This is a genomic window from Sandaracinus amylolyticus, from assembly GCF_000737325.1.
GTDB classification, from domain to species: Bacteria; Myxococcota_A; Polyangia; order Polyangiales; family Sandaracinaceae; genus Sandaracinus; species Sandaracinus amylolyticus.
On the sequence record NZ_CP011125.1, the window covers coordinates 7056577 to 7069655 of the forward strand.

13 protein-coding genes and 1 pseudogene are annotated in these 13079 nt (G+C 69.3%); 7 read left to right on the plus strand and 7 right to left on the minus strand.

Going from position 1 to position 13079, the window contains the following annotated elements:
• Positions 1 to 102: 102 nt before the first annotated feature.
• A complete protein-coding gene (locus DB32_RS29925; RefSeq protein WP_053236064.1) occupies positions 103 to 699 on the minus strand; it encodes a hypothetical protein in 597 nt (198 codons plus the stop codon).
• A gap of 204 nt (positions 700 to 903) precedes the next feature.
• Positions 904 to 1608: a hypothetical protein gene (locus DB32_RS47285; RefSeq protein WP_157069549.1), complete on the minus strand. Its 705-nt coding sequence runs from the start codon at positions 1606 to 1608 to the stop codon at positions 904 to 906.
• A 50-nt stretch (positions 1609 to 1658) separates the two neighbouring features.
• Between DB32_RS47285 and DB32_RS29940 the strand changes: the two genes are divergently transcribed.
• The 4 genes from DB32_RS29940 to DB32_RS29955 all read left to right on the plus strand — a co-directional run bounded on the left by DB32_RS29940 (position 1659) and on the right by DB32_RS29955 (position 5882).
• Complete coding sequence (locus DB32_RS29940) at positions 1659 to 2315, plus strand: type I restriction-modification enzyme R subunit C-terminal domain-containing protein (RefSeq protein ID WP_083457934.1); 657 nt, start codon at positions 1659 to 1661, stop codon at positions 2313 to 2315.
• Between the two features lie 70 nt (positions 2316 to 2385).
• Positions 2386 to 3834 carry an ATP-dependent nuclease gene (locus tag DB32_RS29945; RefSeq protein ID WP_157069550.1) on the plus strand — a complete coding sequence of 483 codons (1449 nt, stop codon included), beginning with the start codon at positions 2386 to 2388 and terminating at the stop codon, positions 3832 to 3834.
• Positions 3835 to 3838: 4 nt separating this feature from the next.
• Entirely contained in the window at positions 3839 to 4309 is a 471-nt protein-coding gene (locus DB32_RS29950) for a hypothetical protein (RefSeq protein WP_053236068.1), read from the plus strand.
• On the plus strand, positions 4302 to 5882 hold the full coding sequence (locus DB32_RS29955; RefSeq protein ID WP_053236069.1) for a hypothetical protein: 1581 nt from the start codon (positions 4302 to 4304) through the stop codon (positions 5880 to 5882). Before DB32_RS29950 ends, DB32_RS29955 begins: the two co-directional genes overlap by 8 nt.
• A gap of 203 nt (positions 5883 to 6085) precedes the next feature.
• Here the strand turns inward: DB32_RS29955 and DB32_RS29960 are convergent, their stop codons facing one another.
• Positions 6086 to 6436 carry a hypothetical protein gene (locus DB32_RS29960; protein WP_053236070.1) on the minus strand — a complete coding sequence of 117 codons (351 nt, stop codon included), beginning with the start codon at positions 6434 to 6436 and terminating at the stop codon, positions 6086 to 6088.
• A 580-nt stretch (positions 6437 to 7016) separates the two neighbouring features.
• Between DB32_RS29960 and DB32_RS29965 the strand changes: the two genes are divergently transcribed.
• On the plus strand, positions 7017 to 7790 hold the full coding sequence (locus tag DB32_RS29965; protein ID WP_053236071.1) for a hypothetical protein: 774 nt from the start codon (positions 7017 to 7019) through the stop codon (positions 7788 to 7790).
• Between the two features lie 219 nt (positions 7791 to 8009).
• A pseudogene (locus DB32_RS49715) lies at positions 8010 to 8102 on the plus strand (FKBP-type peptidyl-prolyl cis-trans isomerase); the annotation flags it as partial.
• 59 nt (positions 8103 to 8161) lie between these two features.
• Here DB32_RS49715 and DB32_RS29975 read toward each other — a convergent pair.
• On the minus strand, positions 8162 to 8743 hold the full coding sequence (locus tag DB32_RS29975) for a dihydrofolate reductase family protein (RefSeq protein WP_075097663.1): 582 nt from the start codon (positions 8741 to 8743) through the stop codon (positions 8162 to 8164).
• Between the two features lie 174 nt (positions 8744 to 8917).
• Here DB32_RS29975 and DB32_RS29980 point away from each other — a divergent pair, with 174 nt between their 5' ends.
• Positions 8918 to 9445, plus strand: a complete 528-nt coding sequence (locus DB32_RS29980; RefSeq protein WP_157069551.1) for an FKBP-type peptidyl-prolyl cis-trans isomerase — start codon at positions 8918 to 8920, stop codon at positions 9443 to 9445.
• 10 nt (positions 9446 to 9455) lie between these two features.
• On the opposite strand, the gene DB32_RS29985 is transcribed toward DB32_RS29980, so the two are convergent.
• The 3 genes from DB32_RS29985 to DB32_RS29995 form a co-directional block, all read right to left on the minus strand.
• Positions 9456 to 10472 (minus strand): TolB-like translocation protein, encoded by a 1017-nt coding sequence (locus tag DB32_RS29985; protein ID WP_053236075.1) that lies wholly within the window; start codon positions 10470 to 10472, stop codon positions 9456 to 9458.
• Positions 10472 to 11245, minus strand: a complete 774-nt coding sequence (locus DB32_RS29990; RefSeq protein ID WP_157069552.1) for a tetratricopeptide repeat protein — start codon at positions 11243 to 11245, stop codon at positions 10472 to 10474. Before DB32_RS29990 ends, DB32_RS29985 begins: the two co-directional genes overlap by 1 nt.
• A gap of 295 nt (positions 11246 to 11540) precedes the next feature.
• Complete coding sequence (locus DB32_RS29995; protein WP_053236077.1) at positions 11541 to 13052, minus strand: serine/threonine-protein kinase; 1512 nt, start codon at positions 13050 to 13052, stop codon at positions 11541 to 11543.
• Between the last annotated feature and the right edge of the window lie 27 nt (positions 13053 to 13079).

Below are 13079 nucleotides of genomic sequence, written 5' to 3' on the forward strand. Positions count from 1 at the left end.
TACGAGGTCAGCGCGAGGGTCACGGCACGCGCGGCCTGCGCGGCGGTGCTGCGTCGACGCTCGCACCGGTGACGTCTCCCGTGCTGGCCACCTCGACGTCGCTCAGCGCGACGTCGCGTTGCGGGGCAGCGCCGAGGCGTGGCCGAGCTCGCCGGCGCTCAGCCGAGCGAAGCTCGGGTCTCGCTCGCGTGCCGCATCGACACACGCGCGGACGTGTCGCTCGTCGTACGCGCGCAGCGCGGCGAGCGCGTAGCGCGTCGCGTCCGTCTCGAGCCGGCCGGCCCGCGCCGCGCGCGCCGCGATCACGTAGCGCTCGACGGCGATGCACTCGATTCCGCGAAGCCGCGGCTCGAAGGCGGCCGCGGCACGAGCGACACCGGCGACGCGGAGCTCTTCCAGCGAGTCGCGCAGGGCACGCGCGAGCCGCTCGTAGATCCTCGCCTGCTCCACGAAGGCAGCGAGTGTCCAGTGCGGCACGTGGAGCTCGATGACCCGCTGATAGCGCTCGCTCGCGACCCCCGCGCGGCGCGCCGCGTCCTCGATCGACTCGCCGAGGGCCTCGACGTACGTCTCGAGGCTCGACGTCGCGGGCGCTCGGATCGTCAGATCGTCGGCGTCGTGGAACGACGCGGCATGCTCGAACGCAGCGCGCGCAGCGTCCTCTCGCCCGATGCCCGGCGCCTCTTGCGCGAGCGCCATGGAGGGGACGCAGAGCAGTGAGAGCGCGACGACGCACGACCGCATGCGATCGATCGTGCGCGGGCGTCGACAGTGGGATCAAGCCTTCCCCGGAGCGTCGCGCGTCCGTAGCACCCGATGTCGACGCGACTCTTCGCCCGCGGTGCCACACACGACGAGATCGAGCTCGCTCGACGATGCGACAGCGTCCTCCCTGTCCGGCCGCTATTCGTGTAGCCTCGTAGTCCGGCTGTCATGCCTCGGGGTGCATCGCCATCGCCGAACTTCGCCTTCTTGGCGGAGCACGAAGAGACACTCGTCCTGCTCGCGGCGCAGGCGGAGGCGCTCTACGCCGTCGACGCGGTCGCGACGATTACGAAGGTGCGCGTCTTCGGCGAGGTCCTCGCGCGCGAGGCCGCGGCCCGAGTCGGCATCTACACATCGAGCCAGGAGCAGCAGATCGATCTGCTCCGCCGCCTGCGTGATCGCGGCGCGCTCGGCACCGACGCCGACCAAGCATTCCACGCGATCCGCGAGGCCGCGGCCCACGGCGAGGTCGCGGACGCCGCGGTCGTGAAGATCACCGGCACCTCCGACCGTCCGCTCGAGCTCATCCGCCGCTTCAAGAACGAGCGGCTCCCAAACGTCGCGGTCACCGTCGGTCTCCTCACCACCGGCGTCGACGTCCCGCCGATCACCAGCGTCGTCTTCGTGCGGCGCACGAAGAGACGCATCCTCTACGACCAGATGCTCGGCCGTGCGACGCGCCGCTGCGACGAGATCGGCAAGGAGATCTTCCGCGTCTTCGACGCCGTCGATCTCTACGAGGTCCTCCAGCCGTACTCGGCGATGAAGCCGATCGTCACGGACGTCTCGATCCCCTTCGCCACGCTCACCCACGAGCTCGCGACCCTCGACGACGCGAAGCACCGCGAGGAGGTGCTCGTGCAGTTCATCACCAAGCTCGATCGCCGACGCCGATGCCTCGAGCCGCGCGACCGCGAGCTCTTCGAGGCCGAGGCCGGCATGCCCCCGAGGCGCTCCTCGCGCTGCTGCGCAAGAAGGGCGCCGAGGATCGCGAAGCCGTGGTTCACCGAGCACTCCGGTTCGGCGAGGTGCTCGATCGCCACCGCGCCGCCCGCCCCCAGCCCACGCTCATCTCCAAGCACGACGACGAGCTCGTCAGCGAGGAGCGCGGCTACGGCGACGGCCGCGGACGCCCCGCGCACTACCTCGATGGTTTCGCGAAGTTCGTGCGCGAGCAGGCCGACCACCTCCCCGCGCTCGTCATCGTCACCCAGCGCCCCCGCGAGCAGCTCAAATCTAACGCGTTCGCGCTCGATGAGGCGGGCTTCTCCGAGGCCCAGCCCCGCGCCGCGTGGCGCGACCGCGCCAACCAGCACGTCGCGGCGTCGAGCATCGGCCACATCCGCCAGGCTGCGCTCGGCGACCCGCTCGTCCCCTACGAAGAGCGTGTGTCGAAGGCGCTCACCAAGCTCCTGGCCTCGCGCGTCTGGACCCAGCCTCAGCGCAAGTGGCTCGAGCGGGATTGGCAAGCTGCTCAAGGCCGGGTCATCGTCGATCGCGACTCGCTCGACCGCGGCCAGTTCGCCGCCGAGGCGGCTTCACGCAAATGAACAAGGTCTTCGAGGGGAAGCTCGAAACGAGCTTGGGCGACCTCGCAGACGAGAGGTGGAGGAGCGGAGCGTGAACGCACTCAGCAAGGAAATGCGGTTGCTTGCCAAGTCGTGGACGAACAGCGTCGAGTGGCCGAAGCGGCTGGAGTGGCTCGAGATCTCCGGGATTCGAGGCTGGACCGGGCAGAGGGTCGAGTTTGCGTTCCCGATCACCGCAATCTGCGGCGAGAACGGAATGGGAAAGAGCACCGTGCTGCAAGCTGCGGTTTCGTCGTACCGCAGCAAGAGTGGTGCGGAGACTTACTTCGCGTCCCAGTTCTTTCCCGACACGGCGTGGGAGAAGATCAAGGACGCCAGCATCAAGTACAGCGTCCGCGAGGGAACACATGTTACCGAAGGGCGCGTGAGAAAGCCGACATCGCGATGGCTGGGCAATCGTGATCGGCGCATGCGCACCGTCCGCTACCTGGACCTGCGCCGCACTCAGCCTTTCGTCGCTCAGCGCGGGTACCAGAAGCTCGTCAAGAACGGCGTCTCGGAAGCTGGGAGCTCTGCGTTCGAGGGGACCACCGTCGCTCGCCTCTCGTCCATACTCGGGCGTACGTATTCCGTCGCGAAGCGCTCATGGACGAACGTCGATCACAAGCTGATGATGTCCGTCCTACAGGATCAAAACGCCGCGTACTCCGGCTTTCACCAGGGCGCGGGTGAGGTGACTGTCGCGGAGCTTCTGACGCTGGACTTTCCGGAGCACTCGCTCGTTGCGATCGACGAAGTGGAGACCTCGCTGCACCCGCGTGCTCAGCGTCGCCTTATCCGAGATCTAGCCGAGGTCGCACGGTTGCGGCACGTGCAGGTGCTGCTCACGACGCATTCGCCTTATATCGTCGAAGAGCTCCCGCCGGAGGCGCGCTTGTACGTGGCGGGCGGCAGTGCGGGCCGCTCCGTCATCCGCGGCATCAGCGCCGATTTCGCTTTGACCAAGATGGACGAGGATGCCCATCCCGAAGGGGAGATCTTCGTCGAGGACGCCGAAGGCGAGCGCTTGGTGCGTGAGGCTCTCGTAATCGAAGACGAGGACCTCGCGCGGCGCGTGCAGATCGTCAAGGCGGGAGCCTCGTCGGTCGTCAAGGCGCTGGGGATCATGGTCAAGAAGAAGAGTTTCCCGCGACCCTGCGCCGCAATCGTCGATGGCGACGTGGGCGCGGCGGACGGGTGCATCGTACTCCCAGGGGGCGATGCGCCCGAGCGAGTGGTGTTCGCGGGGCTGAAGCAGATCGGCTTCCCGGATGTCGCGATGGCCGTAGGGCGCTCGCATAGCGAGCTGGTAGATGCGCTCGAGAACGCGATGACGCTGCCCGATCACCACGACTGGCTCCAGTCTGCAGGAGACACCGTTCTCCTCGGCAAGATGGAGCTCTGGAACGCGATGGTGCGCGTCTGGCTGAAGAAGTGCGTGCCGGCGGCGGATCGCGCCCAGCTCGTGCAGGCGATCCAAGACACTCTGCAGCTCCCGTGAAGCCGTGCCCCCCGCTACGTACATCGTCCAGAAGCTCTGGAACCTCTGCCGCGTCCGTCGCGACGACGGCATCACATATCGCCAGTACGCCGGCGAACTGACGTGGCTCCTGATTCTCAAGATGCCGCAGGGAACGCAGCGTGAGTGGCAGCTGCTCAAATGCGGTTCCTGGGCCGACCCCGAGCAGAAGGACGGCATCGAGCTGCTCACGTTTTCCCGGAACGTGCTGCTCCACCTCGGAACCCAGAGCTCACCGCGCGTGCAGCCAAACTTCGCGAACGCGTCGACGTCGCTGAAGAGCCCGATCGACGATCTCGAAGGGTATTCGAAGACCGATGCCCTCGGCGAGATGTACGAGCGCCTGTTCGAGAAGAACGCGAGCGAGCGTCGCGACGCTACCTGCGCGGTGGTGAGAGTCGGACATGGGGCGGTCGCCGGAGGGCGGTCGCGACGTCTGGAAAGTCACGATGAATGACTCCGACGAGCAGGTTCTCGGCGACGAGGCCGAGGGCGTCTTCGAAATGTGGGCGCGGCGCGTTCACATTCGCTACGGTCGTCTCGAGCCTGATCGGTACGGAATCGACCGATGGTTCGAAATCCCTGCGCCCATGGCGCCCGCCACGACTACGTTAGACCGGCGCGCTGGAGGGATTCAGGGGTATTTACAGATCAAGGGCACGCGAGACGCGTCCCGTGGATCCGATATCGCGCTCTCCGTTTGGGATCGCTTCGTGAAGTCCGATCTTCCGTGTTTCGTGCTGTGCCTCGAGTTTGACGAAGGGCTAAACGTTCGCGCGGCGTTTCTCTCCCATGTTGGACCGGCAAAGATTCCCGACGTGCTCCGCCGCTTGCGCGCGGCGCGTTCGGACGATCTGCACAAGAAGACTCATCGGCAGAAGTGGTCGCGAGCCAACGCAATCGATTCGCCCTTTGATCTCGGCCTTGTGAGAAAGATGCGAATGCACGTCGGCGACCCTGCGACGTACGCCGCGCGCAAGGCGAAGATTCGAGACACAGCGGGGTATGGCTCGGGTTCGCATAGGCTGCATGTGCGCTCTCGTGCCGATGATGAGCAGGTCGTGGAAGCGCTGTTAGAGGGGCACCAGATACCCGTGGACATACTCGGGATCACTGAAACGCGCTTCGGCATCGAATCACCTGAGGAGATTCCCAAAGCCGCGAGCTTCGGCGTCAAGTTCGGGCCGTCCGAGTCGAAACCGTCCATGCTCACGATCCAGTCGCCCACTGCGCTGACCATGATGAACGGTCAATCGCGCGTCGCCGGCACTTCGGCCCTGGGCTTGCCGCCTTCCCGGGAGGTTCTCCGCTTCGAGGCACCCGCGCTGCGGGTGGACGTGCGCGACAGTGGTACGACACTGACTGTTACGCATCTCGGCTTGGAGCGAGTGGATGACCGGTTTTCGCTACGCGATCTGCGCAACGCGACGAACATGATCGTGAACTTTCTTCGGGAGAGGCGAACGATCACGCTGGAGGTGGCGGGGCATCCGCATACGTTCGAGGGCGGCGTGCCCGATCGTGATTCCGCTGAAGCCTTCGGAATTGCGATCGCGTTCCGCTGGGCCGCAGTTGCCGTGGAAATGGCCGGACTGCCCGATGACATCGAGGTGCAGCCTCGCGAAATCCTGTCTCAGATCGACGAACTCCGGTCTTGGGGAATCCACACGGACCGCGACGCAACCCATTTCATCGTGAGATTTGCTACCAACGATTTCCCGTTCAACAACGACTTCACCACGGTTCTGCCCGCCTGGTTCGCAATCGGACGACACGTCATTGTCCAAGCGTTCGCGTCTGAGGCGGTACCTACCGAGCCGTCCGAGGCAGACAAGCGGCAATTTCGCTTGCAGCCGGTACGTAGCGGACGTCCGCATGTCCTGGATCGCAACGCTGCGGCGTCGTTCGACCCGGTCACTGCTACGCTCCCGCTGCGTGAGGAGCTGCAGCGGGGTCGTCCGCTGCTCGCGCTCGACGATGATATCCGTCGACACTGGCGCGAGTTCGTTGAAGGTCTGACCTTGGCATGACAACAAACTGGCGACAGCGTCCAGAAGCTCTGGAACGTCCGCCACGTCCTGCGCGACGACGGCATCACCTACCACCAGTACGTCACCGAGCTGACGCGGCTCCTGTTCCTCAAGACAGCTGGTCGTTTGTGCGGAGTGCGATGGTCGACGCGATCGAGCGGAAGCGACCTCGCCGTATCTGATCACCGTTGCTCGCGTCTTGCTCACTCGACGCGGGACTGCGCGTCAATCGTCGCGTTGAGCCGCTGGGCCCACGCTCTCGTCTCCTCGGCCGTGCGCAGCGTGTCGGGAAGCACGCGGACACAGACCTCGGGCGTGCGGTCGTTGCAGACGATCACCGCGGTGACCTCGTCGTCGGTGTTCAGCTCGTCGCCGGTCCCATTCGGGACGTGCCGGCCGCGTCGGACCTCGACGAAGTAAACGGTACCGGTCTCGCCATCCTGCGCGGTGCCCTCGATGCGCGCGGTGCGGTAGGGAGCCGCAGCGCAGGCTGGAACGAACGCTGCGATCGCGACGACGATCGCGAGCACGCGACTGCGTCGGCTGCTCGTCATGCGTCGACTCTATCGCACGAGCGCTGCTGCGAGCGGGTGCCAAGCGGCCGGGCCGTTGCGCGCGGCGCGGTGCACCGCGACACGCTCGTGCACGGCCCGCGCTCCCCGGTCGCTCCGGACGCGGAGGACTCCTTTCGTAGCAGCGATCGCGCGACGAGCCCTGGCGGATGCGGAGGCCGCTCGACGCTGATCGGTGGCGTCGCCCGCTTCTGTATCAGTGAGGATGACTCCCGACGCTCTCCGGGCCGTCCCGACCACCACCCGACCTCCAAGAACGCTTGCGCAAGCGTCCCCAACACCACCCGACCTCCCGTCCCGCTTGCGCAAGCGTCCCCACCACCACCCGACCTCCTGAAACGCTTGCGCAAGCGTCCTCACCACCACCCGACCTCCTGAAACGCTTGCGCAAGCGTCCTCACCACCACCCGACCTCCCGCGATCGCTTGCGCAACGTTCTCCGCGCCACTTCCACACCCGCCGCGCATTTCGTACGCAACGCTCGGCAACACGCGCCGACACCTCTCTCGCGCAACGGGCCGGTCACTTCGACCGGGCGTCGCGCTCGAAAGGAGAGGTCCTCGTGTCCCAGCTCAACACTCCGGTCTTCGGTGGGTACGTCGATGCGATGCGCATCACTGCCGACAATGCGCAGCCGTGCGCGCGCGAGCTCGTCAATCACGCGCCCGCGGATGCCGATCCGCGGGAGAAGAAGGCGCTTCGTCGCGTCGGTGACCGCGCTTCCGAGATCGACGAGGTGCTCAAGGAACGCGAGCGCGACCCAGGCGTGAAAGTGCGCCCGGTCGTGACCGCGTTCTGCAACGGATGGGGCGGCCTGAGCGACGCGATGCTCGGTCTCACCCGCATCCCCAACGAGCGCGGCGAGCGCGCGGCGGCACTGCACGCGCGGCTGTTCCCGGCCGGGATGCTCTGGCTGCGCGAAGACGCTCGGACGATCTGGAGCCAGGGGAACCGGCTCGTGCAGCGCATCGACGAGGAGAACCTGGCGCGCGAGATCGATCAGCTGATCGGCGCCGACGTGCGGGAGGCAGTCACCCGCGTGACGAACGAGCTCGGCGAAACCATCGGCGTCGGCCGGAAGCGCCGTGAGTCGGTGAGCACGACCGGCGTGCAGGAAAAGCTGCTCGCGTTCTCGCGCGCGGTGGCGTTCTACTGCCGGCAGCTCGCGGCGAACGTCGACGAGTCGGACCCGAAGTCGATCGAGCGGTTCCGCCTCGCGGTCGCGCCGATCGATGCGTACCGCTCGACGCGCACCGTGCGCGACTCCGAGCCGCCGCGGCCGGAAGCGCCGGCGATAGATCCCGTGACCCCCGACCCGGTGGCGGATGAGAGCTGATGCGTCGTCGGAGGGGCCGCTCGATCCGAGCGGCCCCTCGCGTCACGCGGGCTCGTGAGCGCTTTCGCTGACGCGAGCGCGCGACGAACATCCGCGCGATGCGCGCCCTCGTCCTCGCGCTCGCGGCCGGCCCACCACGCCTCCGCTCGACGTCGCGGCGCCCCCGCCCACCGCGAACCGATGCTGCGCCTCTGCATCTTGCCGCCGGGCTCGGGCCAGCGCGACGATCGCGTCCGCGTGCACTGCACCGGCTGGACCACCGACGGGCGCACGTTCGACAGCTCGCACACCCGCGGCGAGCCCGCGTCGTTCGCACCCGTTCCCTTCGTCCCGGCGGCTGCGAGCTCGAACGCTCGACGCGCGGAGCTTCGTCAGGTTCGGTAGCTCAGGATCACTCGGCCGGACTCCGTCGACCTCGAGTCGATCAGCTCGAGCGAGCGCCGTCGATCGATGCCTGCGAAGAGCGGCTTGCCGCCGCCCAGCAGGATCGGGTGGACGATCAGTCGGAGCTCGTCGAGCAACCCGTCGTTCAGCAGGCTGGCGACGAGCGTCGCGCCGCCGACGACGTAGATGTTCTTCCCGGGCTGGTGCGCGAGACCGCGCAGCTCCGCCACGCTCCGCACGATCTTGGCCGTGGGAGGCCACTCGACGCGGTCGAGCGTCGTGGAGACGACGAAGTGGGGCGCCTTCGCCGCAAGCTGCGCGTACGCGACCTCACGTTCGTAGGGAGCTCGCGTCTGGTAGGGCGGGATGCTCCGGGGATTCTCGTAGATCGCCTTCCAATAGGCGCCGTAGCCCGGATGCATGCCTGCGCCCTGGACGAAGGTGTCGACCTCGGGAATCAGCTCGATCGCGTCGGCCCACGAGTCGACCCACGGGGCCTCTCCGCGGTCTTCTCCCTGGGTGAAGCCGTCCAACGAGACCTGCAGCGCAGCGATCATCTTCCGAGTCATGGTGTCCACGTCCTCCGTCGTTCTCGGTGGCGTCGTCGCCGCCGCGGAGGGGATCTACGTCGTGGGCACGAGCGCGAGGAGTAACATCGGTGGCGCAATCGGCGCTCTCGATGCGACGTGATCGACGCGTGAGAGCGCTTGCCCTCGCGCGAGCGCGCGACGAACATCCGCGCGATGCGCGCCCTCCTCGCTCTCGTCCTCGTGCTCGCGGCCGGCTGTGGAGCGCGACGCGCCCAGCCCTCGACGTCCGACGAGCAAGCGACGAACGGCGCGGAGACGCCCGAGCCGACGCCACCCACCGACGGGCCGTGCTCGAGCTGGGATCCGAGCGCCGATCCCACCACGCCTCCGCTCGACGTCGCGGCGCCGCCGGCCACCGCGAACCGCGGCCGCGACGGCCTGCGCTTCTGCATCCTGCGGCCGGGCTCGGGCCAGCGGCGCCCCTCGCGCGACGATCGCGTCCGCGTGCACTACACCGGCTGGACCACCGACGGGCGCATGTTCGACAGCTCGCACACCCGCGGCGAGCCCGCGTCGTTCCCGCTGACCGACGTGATCCGCGGCTGGACCTACTCGCTCGAGTCGATGACCGTGGGCCAGGTGCGCCGGGTGTGGATCCCCGAGGAGCTCGCGTACCAGGGCCGCGCCGGCGCGCCGGCGGGCATGCTGGTGTTCGACATCGAGCTCCTCGCGATCGAGTGAGCCGCGCCGCTCAGGGATCGACGTAGCTCAGCGTCGTCGCGGTGCTCAGCTGCGAGCGCACCAGGACCTCGCAGCCGTCGGGCGAGACGCTCAGATCGCCGACGCGCGCGAGGCTCACGCTCGACGGCAGCGGCTGCGCGCGGCGCCACGCCGCGTTCCAGTCCGAGCGGGTGACGTAGAAGCCGATGCGCGTCGGCTCGTCGGCGTGGCGCTGCTGCACGCCGACGAGCACCCGCTCGTCGTGCGTCACCGAGGGCCTGTTCGTGTCGTAGCCCGGCTCCAGGCCCTCGATGACCACGCGCGTCGGGGGCGCGAAGTCGCGGCCGAGCGCGTCCCTCTCGCCCACGTGGATGAACTGAACGCCGTCGTCCGGTGCGTAGTAGAGGCGCAGCCCGTGGGGCGCGAGCCTCGGCTCCCAGGTGACCAGCGCGGGCGGCGAGAGCGCCGTCACTTCCTCGAGCGGCCCCCACGCGCTCGTCGCGGTGCCGCGCGCCGCGCGGAGCACGCTGCGCGTGCCCGACACACCTTCGTCGGAGGCCACGAAGAGCTCGAGCGCGTCGGGCGAGAGGCTCGGCGCGTCGAGATACGCCGTGGCGCCGTTCACGGAAGCGATCGGCTCGGGCGCGCCGTAGGGCTCGCGGGGACCGGAGCGCGTGACGCGGTAGATGTCTCCGCGCAGCGAGTAGTAGACGGAGCAGCCGTCGGGCGAGAACGTCGCGTTGCGCGCTTCGCCGTCGGTGAATCGGTCGTCGCCGAACTGATCGACCAAGGTGAACCCTTCGCGCGACCAGTCGCAGCCCTCGGGCCTCACCCAGCAGGTCGTCGCGAGCGGGGCCGGCGGCTCCGGCGTCGCACCATCACGCGGCGGATCGACCCCGCCGTCGTGCGCGCCGCGGATGCAGATCCCGGCGGCCTCGTCGCACTGCCAGCCGTCGGCGCAAGGGCACGGCAGACCCTCGAGGAGGTCGGGGCCCACGCTGCAGCCGACGCACAGGGCGAGCGCTGCCAGGATCGAACGCGCGCGCATCAGAACACCGCGCCTAGCCCGCCTCCCGAGGGCCGCAGCGCCTGCGCGCCCGGCGAGGATGCGCTCGCGAGCACGACGATCCCCCAGATCACACCGGCCAGCGCGAGCGTCCCGCCCACCGCGAAGGCGACGTCCGCTCCGATCGCGAGGCCCTCGGCCCGCTCGGCCAGCGGCCACGCAGCCTCGTGGCTGGGCGCGCTGCGGACCTGGCTCACCGTGTCCTCGAACACCACGGCGAGCGCCACCGCGGCGCCCAGCACGACGACGCCGCCGCCGGCGAGCACCCACGGCGCCGGGTCGAAGGGGGTGCCCGGGGCGAGCTCGACCTCGGGGGAGACCGGCGCGGCCGAGACCGACGCAGCCGGGGGCGTCGAAGGCGAAGCCTCGCTGTCGCTCTGCCCCGCTCGGATCAGCGCGCTCAGCCGCGCGACCTCGGCCTGCATCCGTGCTCGGGCCTCGTCGTCGAGAGCGAGGCGGAGGGCGTTCCGGTACTCGGCGCGCGCCTCCTCCCACCTGCCGAGCTCCGCGAGAGACCGCGCGAGGTTGTGGCGCAGCGCCGGCGTCTCGTGCAGGTAGATGGCCTCGCGCAGCAGGACCACCGCCGCCTCGAGATCGCCTTCCGCGAATCGCTCTCCGGCGCGCTCGGCGAGGACCGCCGCCGCCTGCTCGCACTCCGCGGGCGACGCGCACGGCCGCGCGCTCTGCGCGCAGAGCGGTGCCGTCCGGAGCCACGACAGCATCGCGCAGACCGCGATGAGCAGACATCTCGACACGCTCAGCTCAGCTCCTCCGGAGGGGCTGTCGCCAGCCCCTCCCCCGCGACACTTCGCGGCGATCAGTCCGCGAAACAGCTAACACTTCGCGGCGATCAGTCCGCGAAACAGCTAACACTTCGCGGCGATCAGTCCGCGAAACAGCTAACACTTCGCGGCGATCAGTCCGCGAAACAGCTAACACTTCGCGGCGACAGCCCGCGAAGCAGCGAACACTTCGCCGCTCCGCGGCTGCGCGCGGGGCCCCTACCCCGCTTGCGAACACGGAAGAGATTCTCATCGGCGTTCCTCCAGCTCACCAGTACGTGTCGAGCGGCGACGCCCGCTTGCTCCGGGGGCTCGGCGACTCGCGGCGCGCCGCGCGGCGCTCACGCGCCGGCGGGGACGGAAGCGCCGCCAGCACGAGCTCCAGGTGGCGGCTCTCGTCGGGCACGACCGACTCGATGCGACGCGCGTATCCGTCGAGCGTGAGCGTGAGCTGCCGCCGGTCGGTCGAGCGCGGGAGCTCCACGCTCGCCGGGGTGCGGACCGGCTCGAGCCCCTCGATCTCGACCCACGCGCCCGGCGGAACGGTCTCCACCTCGATCGTCACGCGCGCGGGCGCCGCCGCGGCCGGGAGCTCCGGGGGCGCCGCATCGCTGCTCGTGGTCGCACGCGCCGGCGGCTCGCCCGAGTCCGCGACGGCGAAGACCACGCCGCCCGTCGCCCCGAGGACGAGCGCCAGCGCGAGCGCCGTCGCGCGCTGCGACCAGCGCCTCGCGAGCGCGGGCCGGGTCGCCTCGCTCGTCGTCGTCGGGTCGGCTTCGGCCGCGCCGGCCAGCTCGCCGAGCGCCGTCTGGATCGCACGCTGACGCTCGGCCTGGACGCTGCCGAAGGCCTCGCGCACGAACTCCTCGAGCGGATGCGCGCCCTCGAGCTCGACGAGCTGGTGGACGATCGCATCGAGACGATCCGCCACCGCGCGCGCGCTCTCGGGACGGTCTGCGGGATCTTTCGCGAGGAGCGAGACGAGGAGCTGCTGCGCGTCGGGCGCGACGTCCATCCGCAGCTCTCCGATGTCGGGCGGCGGCTCGTCGAGGATGCGCCGCGCGCGCGCGCCGTCGTCCTCGCCCCCGTAGAGCCGGCGGCCCGCGAGCAGCTCGTAGAAGACCACGCCCAGCGCGAACAGGTCGGTCCGCGCGTCCGCGCCGCGGAACTGCAGGACCTCGGGCGCCATGTAGCCGAGCTTGCCCTTGAGCACCCCGCTGCTCGTGCGGTGCTCACGCCCCGTCACCTTCGCGATCCCGAAGTCGGTCACGCGGACCACGCCATCGAACCCGATCAGGATGTTGTGCGGCGAGACGTCGCGATGAACGAGCCCGAGCGCGCCACCGTCGTGCGACGTCAGGTCGTGCGCGGCGGCCAGGCCGCGCGCGGCTTGGGCGACGATCCGGCAGCCGATCTGGACCGAGGTCGGCAAGGCGCTGCGCTGCGCCTCGACGATCACGTCGCGCGCGGTGATGCCGCCGACGTACTCGATGACGAGGAAGGGCCCTCGCTCGTCTTCGCCGACGTCCAGGACCGGGACGACGTTCGGATGGTGGATCAGGCCGGCGAGACGACCTTCCTCGAGGAACATCGCGCGCGCGTCGGCGTCCGCCGCGACCGCGGGACGGAGCCTCTTGACCGCGTAGAGCCGCTGGAAGCTCGGGCCGCGCCGAACGCTCAGCTCCACCCGCCCCATGCCGCCCTCGGCCAGATCGAAGAGGCGCTGGTAACGCGTGGTGGCGCCCGCGCGGTCGGGCGTGGGCGCGTCGACGTGAACCATCGGGTCGGGGTCAGGCTACCACGCGCT

Excerpts from the sequence above, each read along its gene's own strand:
- DB32_RS29925 (WP_053236064.1), bottom strand. The coding sequence starts at position 699 with ATGGCGCTCGCGCAAGAGGCGCCGGGCATCGGGCGAGAGGACGCTGCG.
- DB32_RS29940 (WP_083457934.1), top strand. The coding sequence starts at position 1,659 with ATGCCTCGAGCCGCGCGACCGCGAGCTCTTCGAGGCCGAGGCCGGCAT.
- DB32_RS29955 (WP_053236069.1), top strand. The coding sequence starts at position 4,302 with ATGAATGACTCCGACGAGCAGGTTCTCGGCGACGAGGCCGAGGGCGTC.
- DB32_RS29960 (WP_053236070.1), bottom strand. The coding sequence starts at position 6,436 with ATGACGAGCAGCCGACGCAGTCGCGTGCTCGCGATCGTCGTCGCGATC.
- DB32_RS29975 (WP_075097663.1), bottom strand. The coding sequence starts at position 8,743 with ATGACTCGGAAGATGATCGCTGCGCTGCAGGTCTCGTTGGACGGCTTC.
- DB32_RS29980 (WP_157069551.1), top strand. The coding sequence starts at position 8,918 with ATGCGCGCCCTCCTCGCTCTCGTCCTCGTGCTCGCGGCCGGCTGTGGA.
- DB32_RS29985 (WP_053236075.1), bottom strand. The coding sequence starts at position 10,472 with ATGCGCGCGCGTTCGATCCTGGCAGCGCTCGCCCTGTGCGTCGGCTGC.
- DB32_RS29995 (WP_053236077.1), bottom strand. The coding sequence starts at position 13,052 with ATGGTTCACGTCGACGCGCCCACGCCCGACCGCGCGGGCGCCACCACG.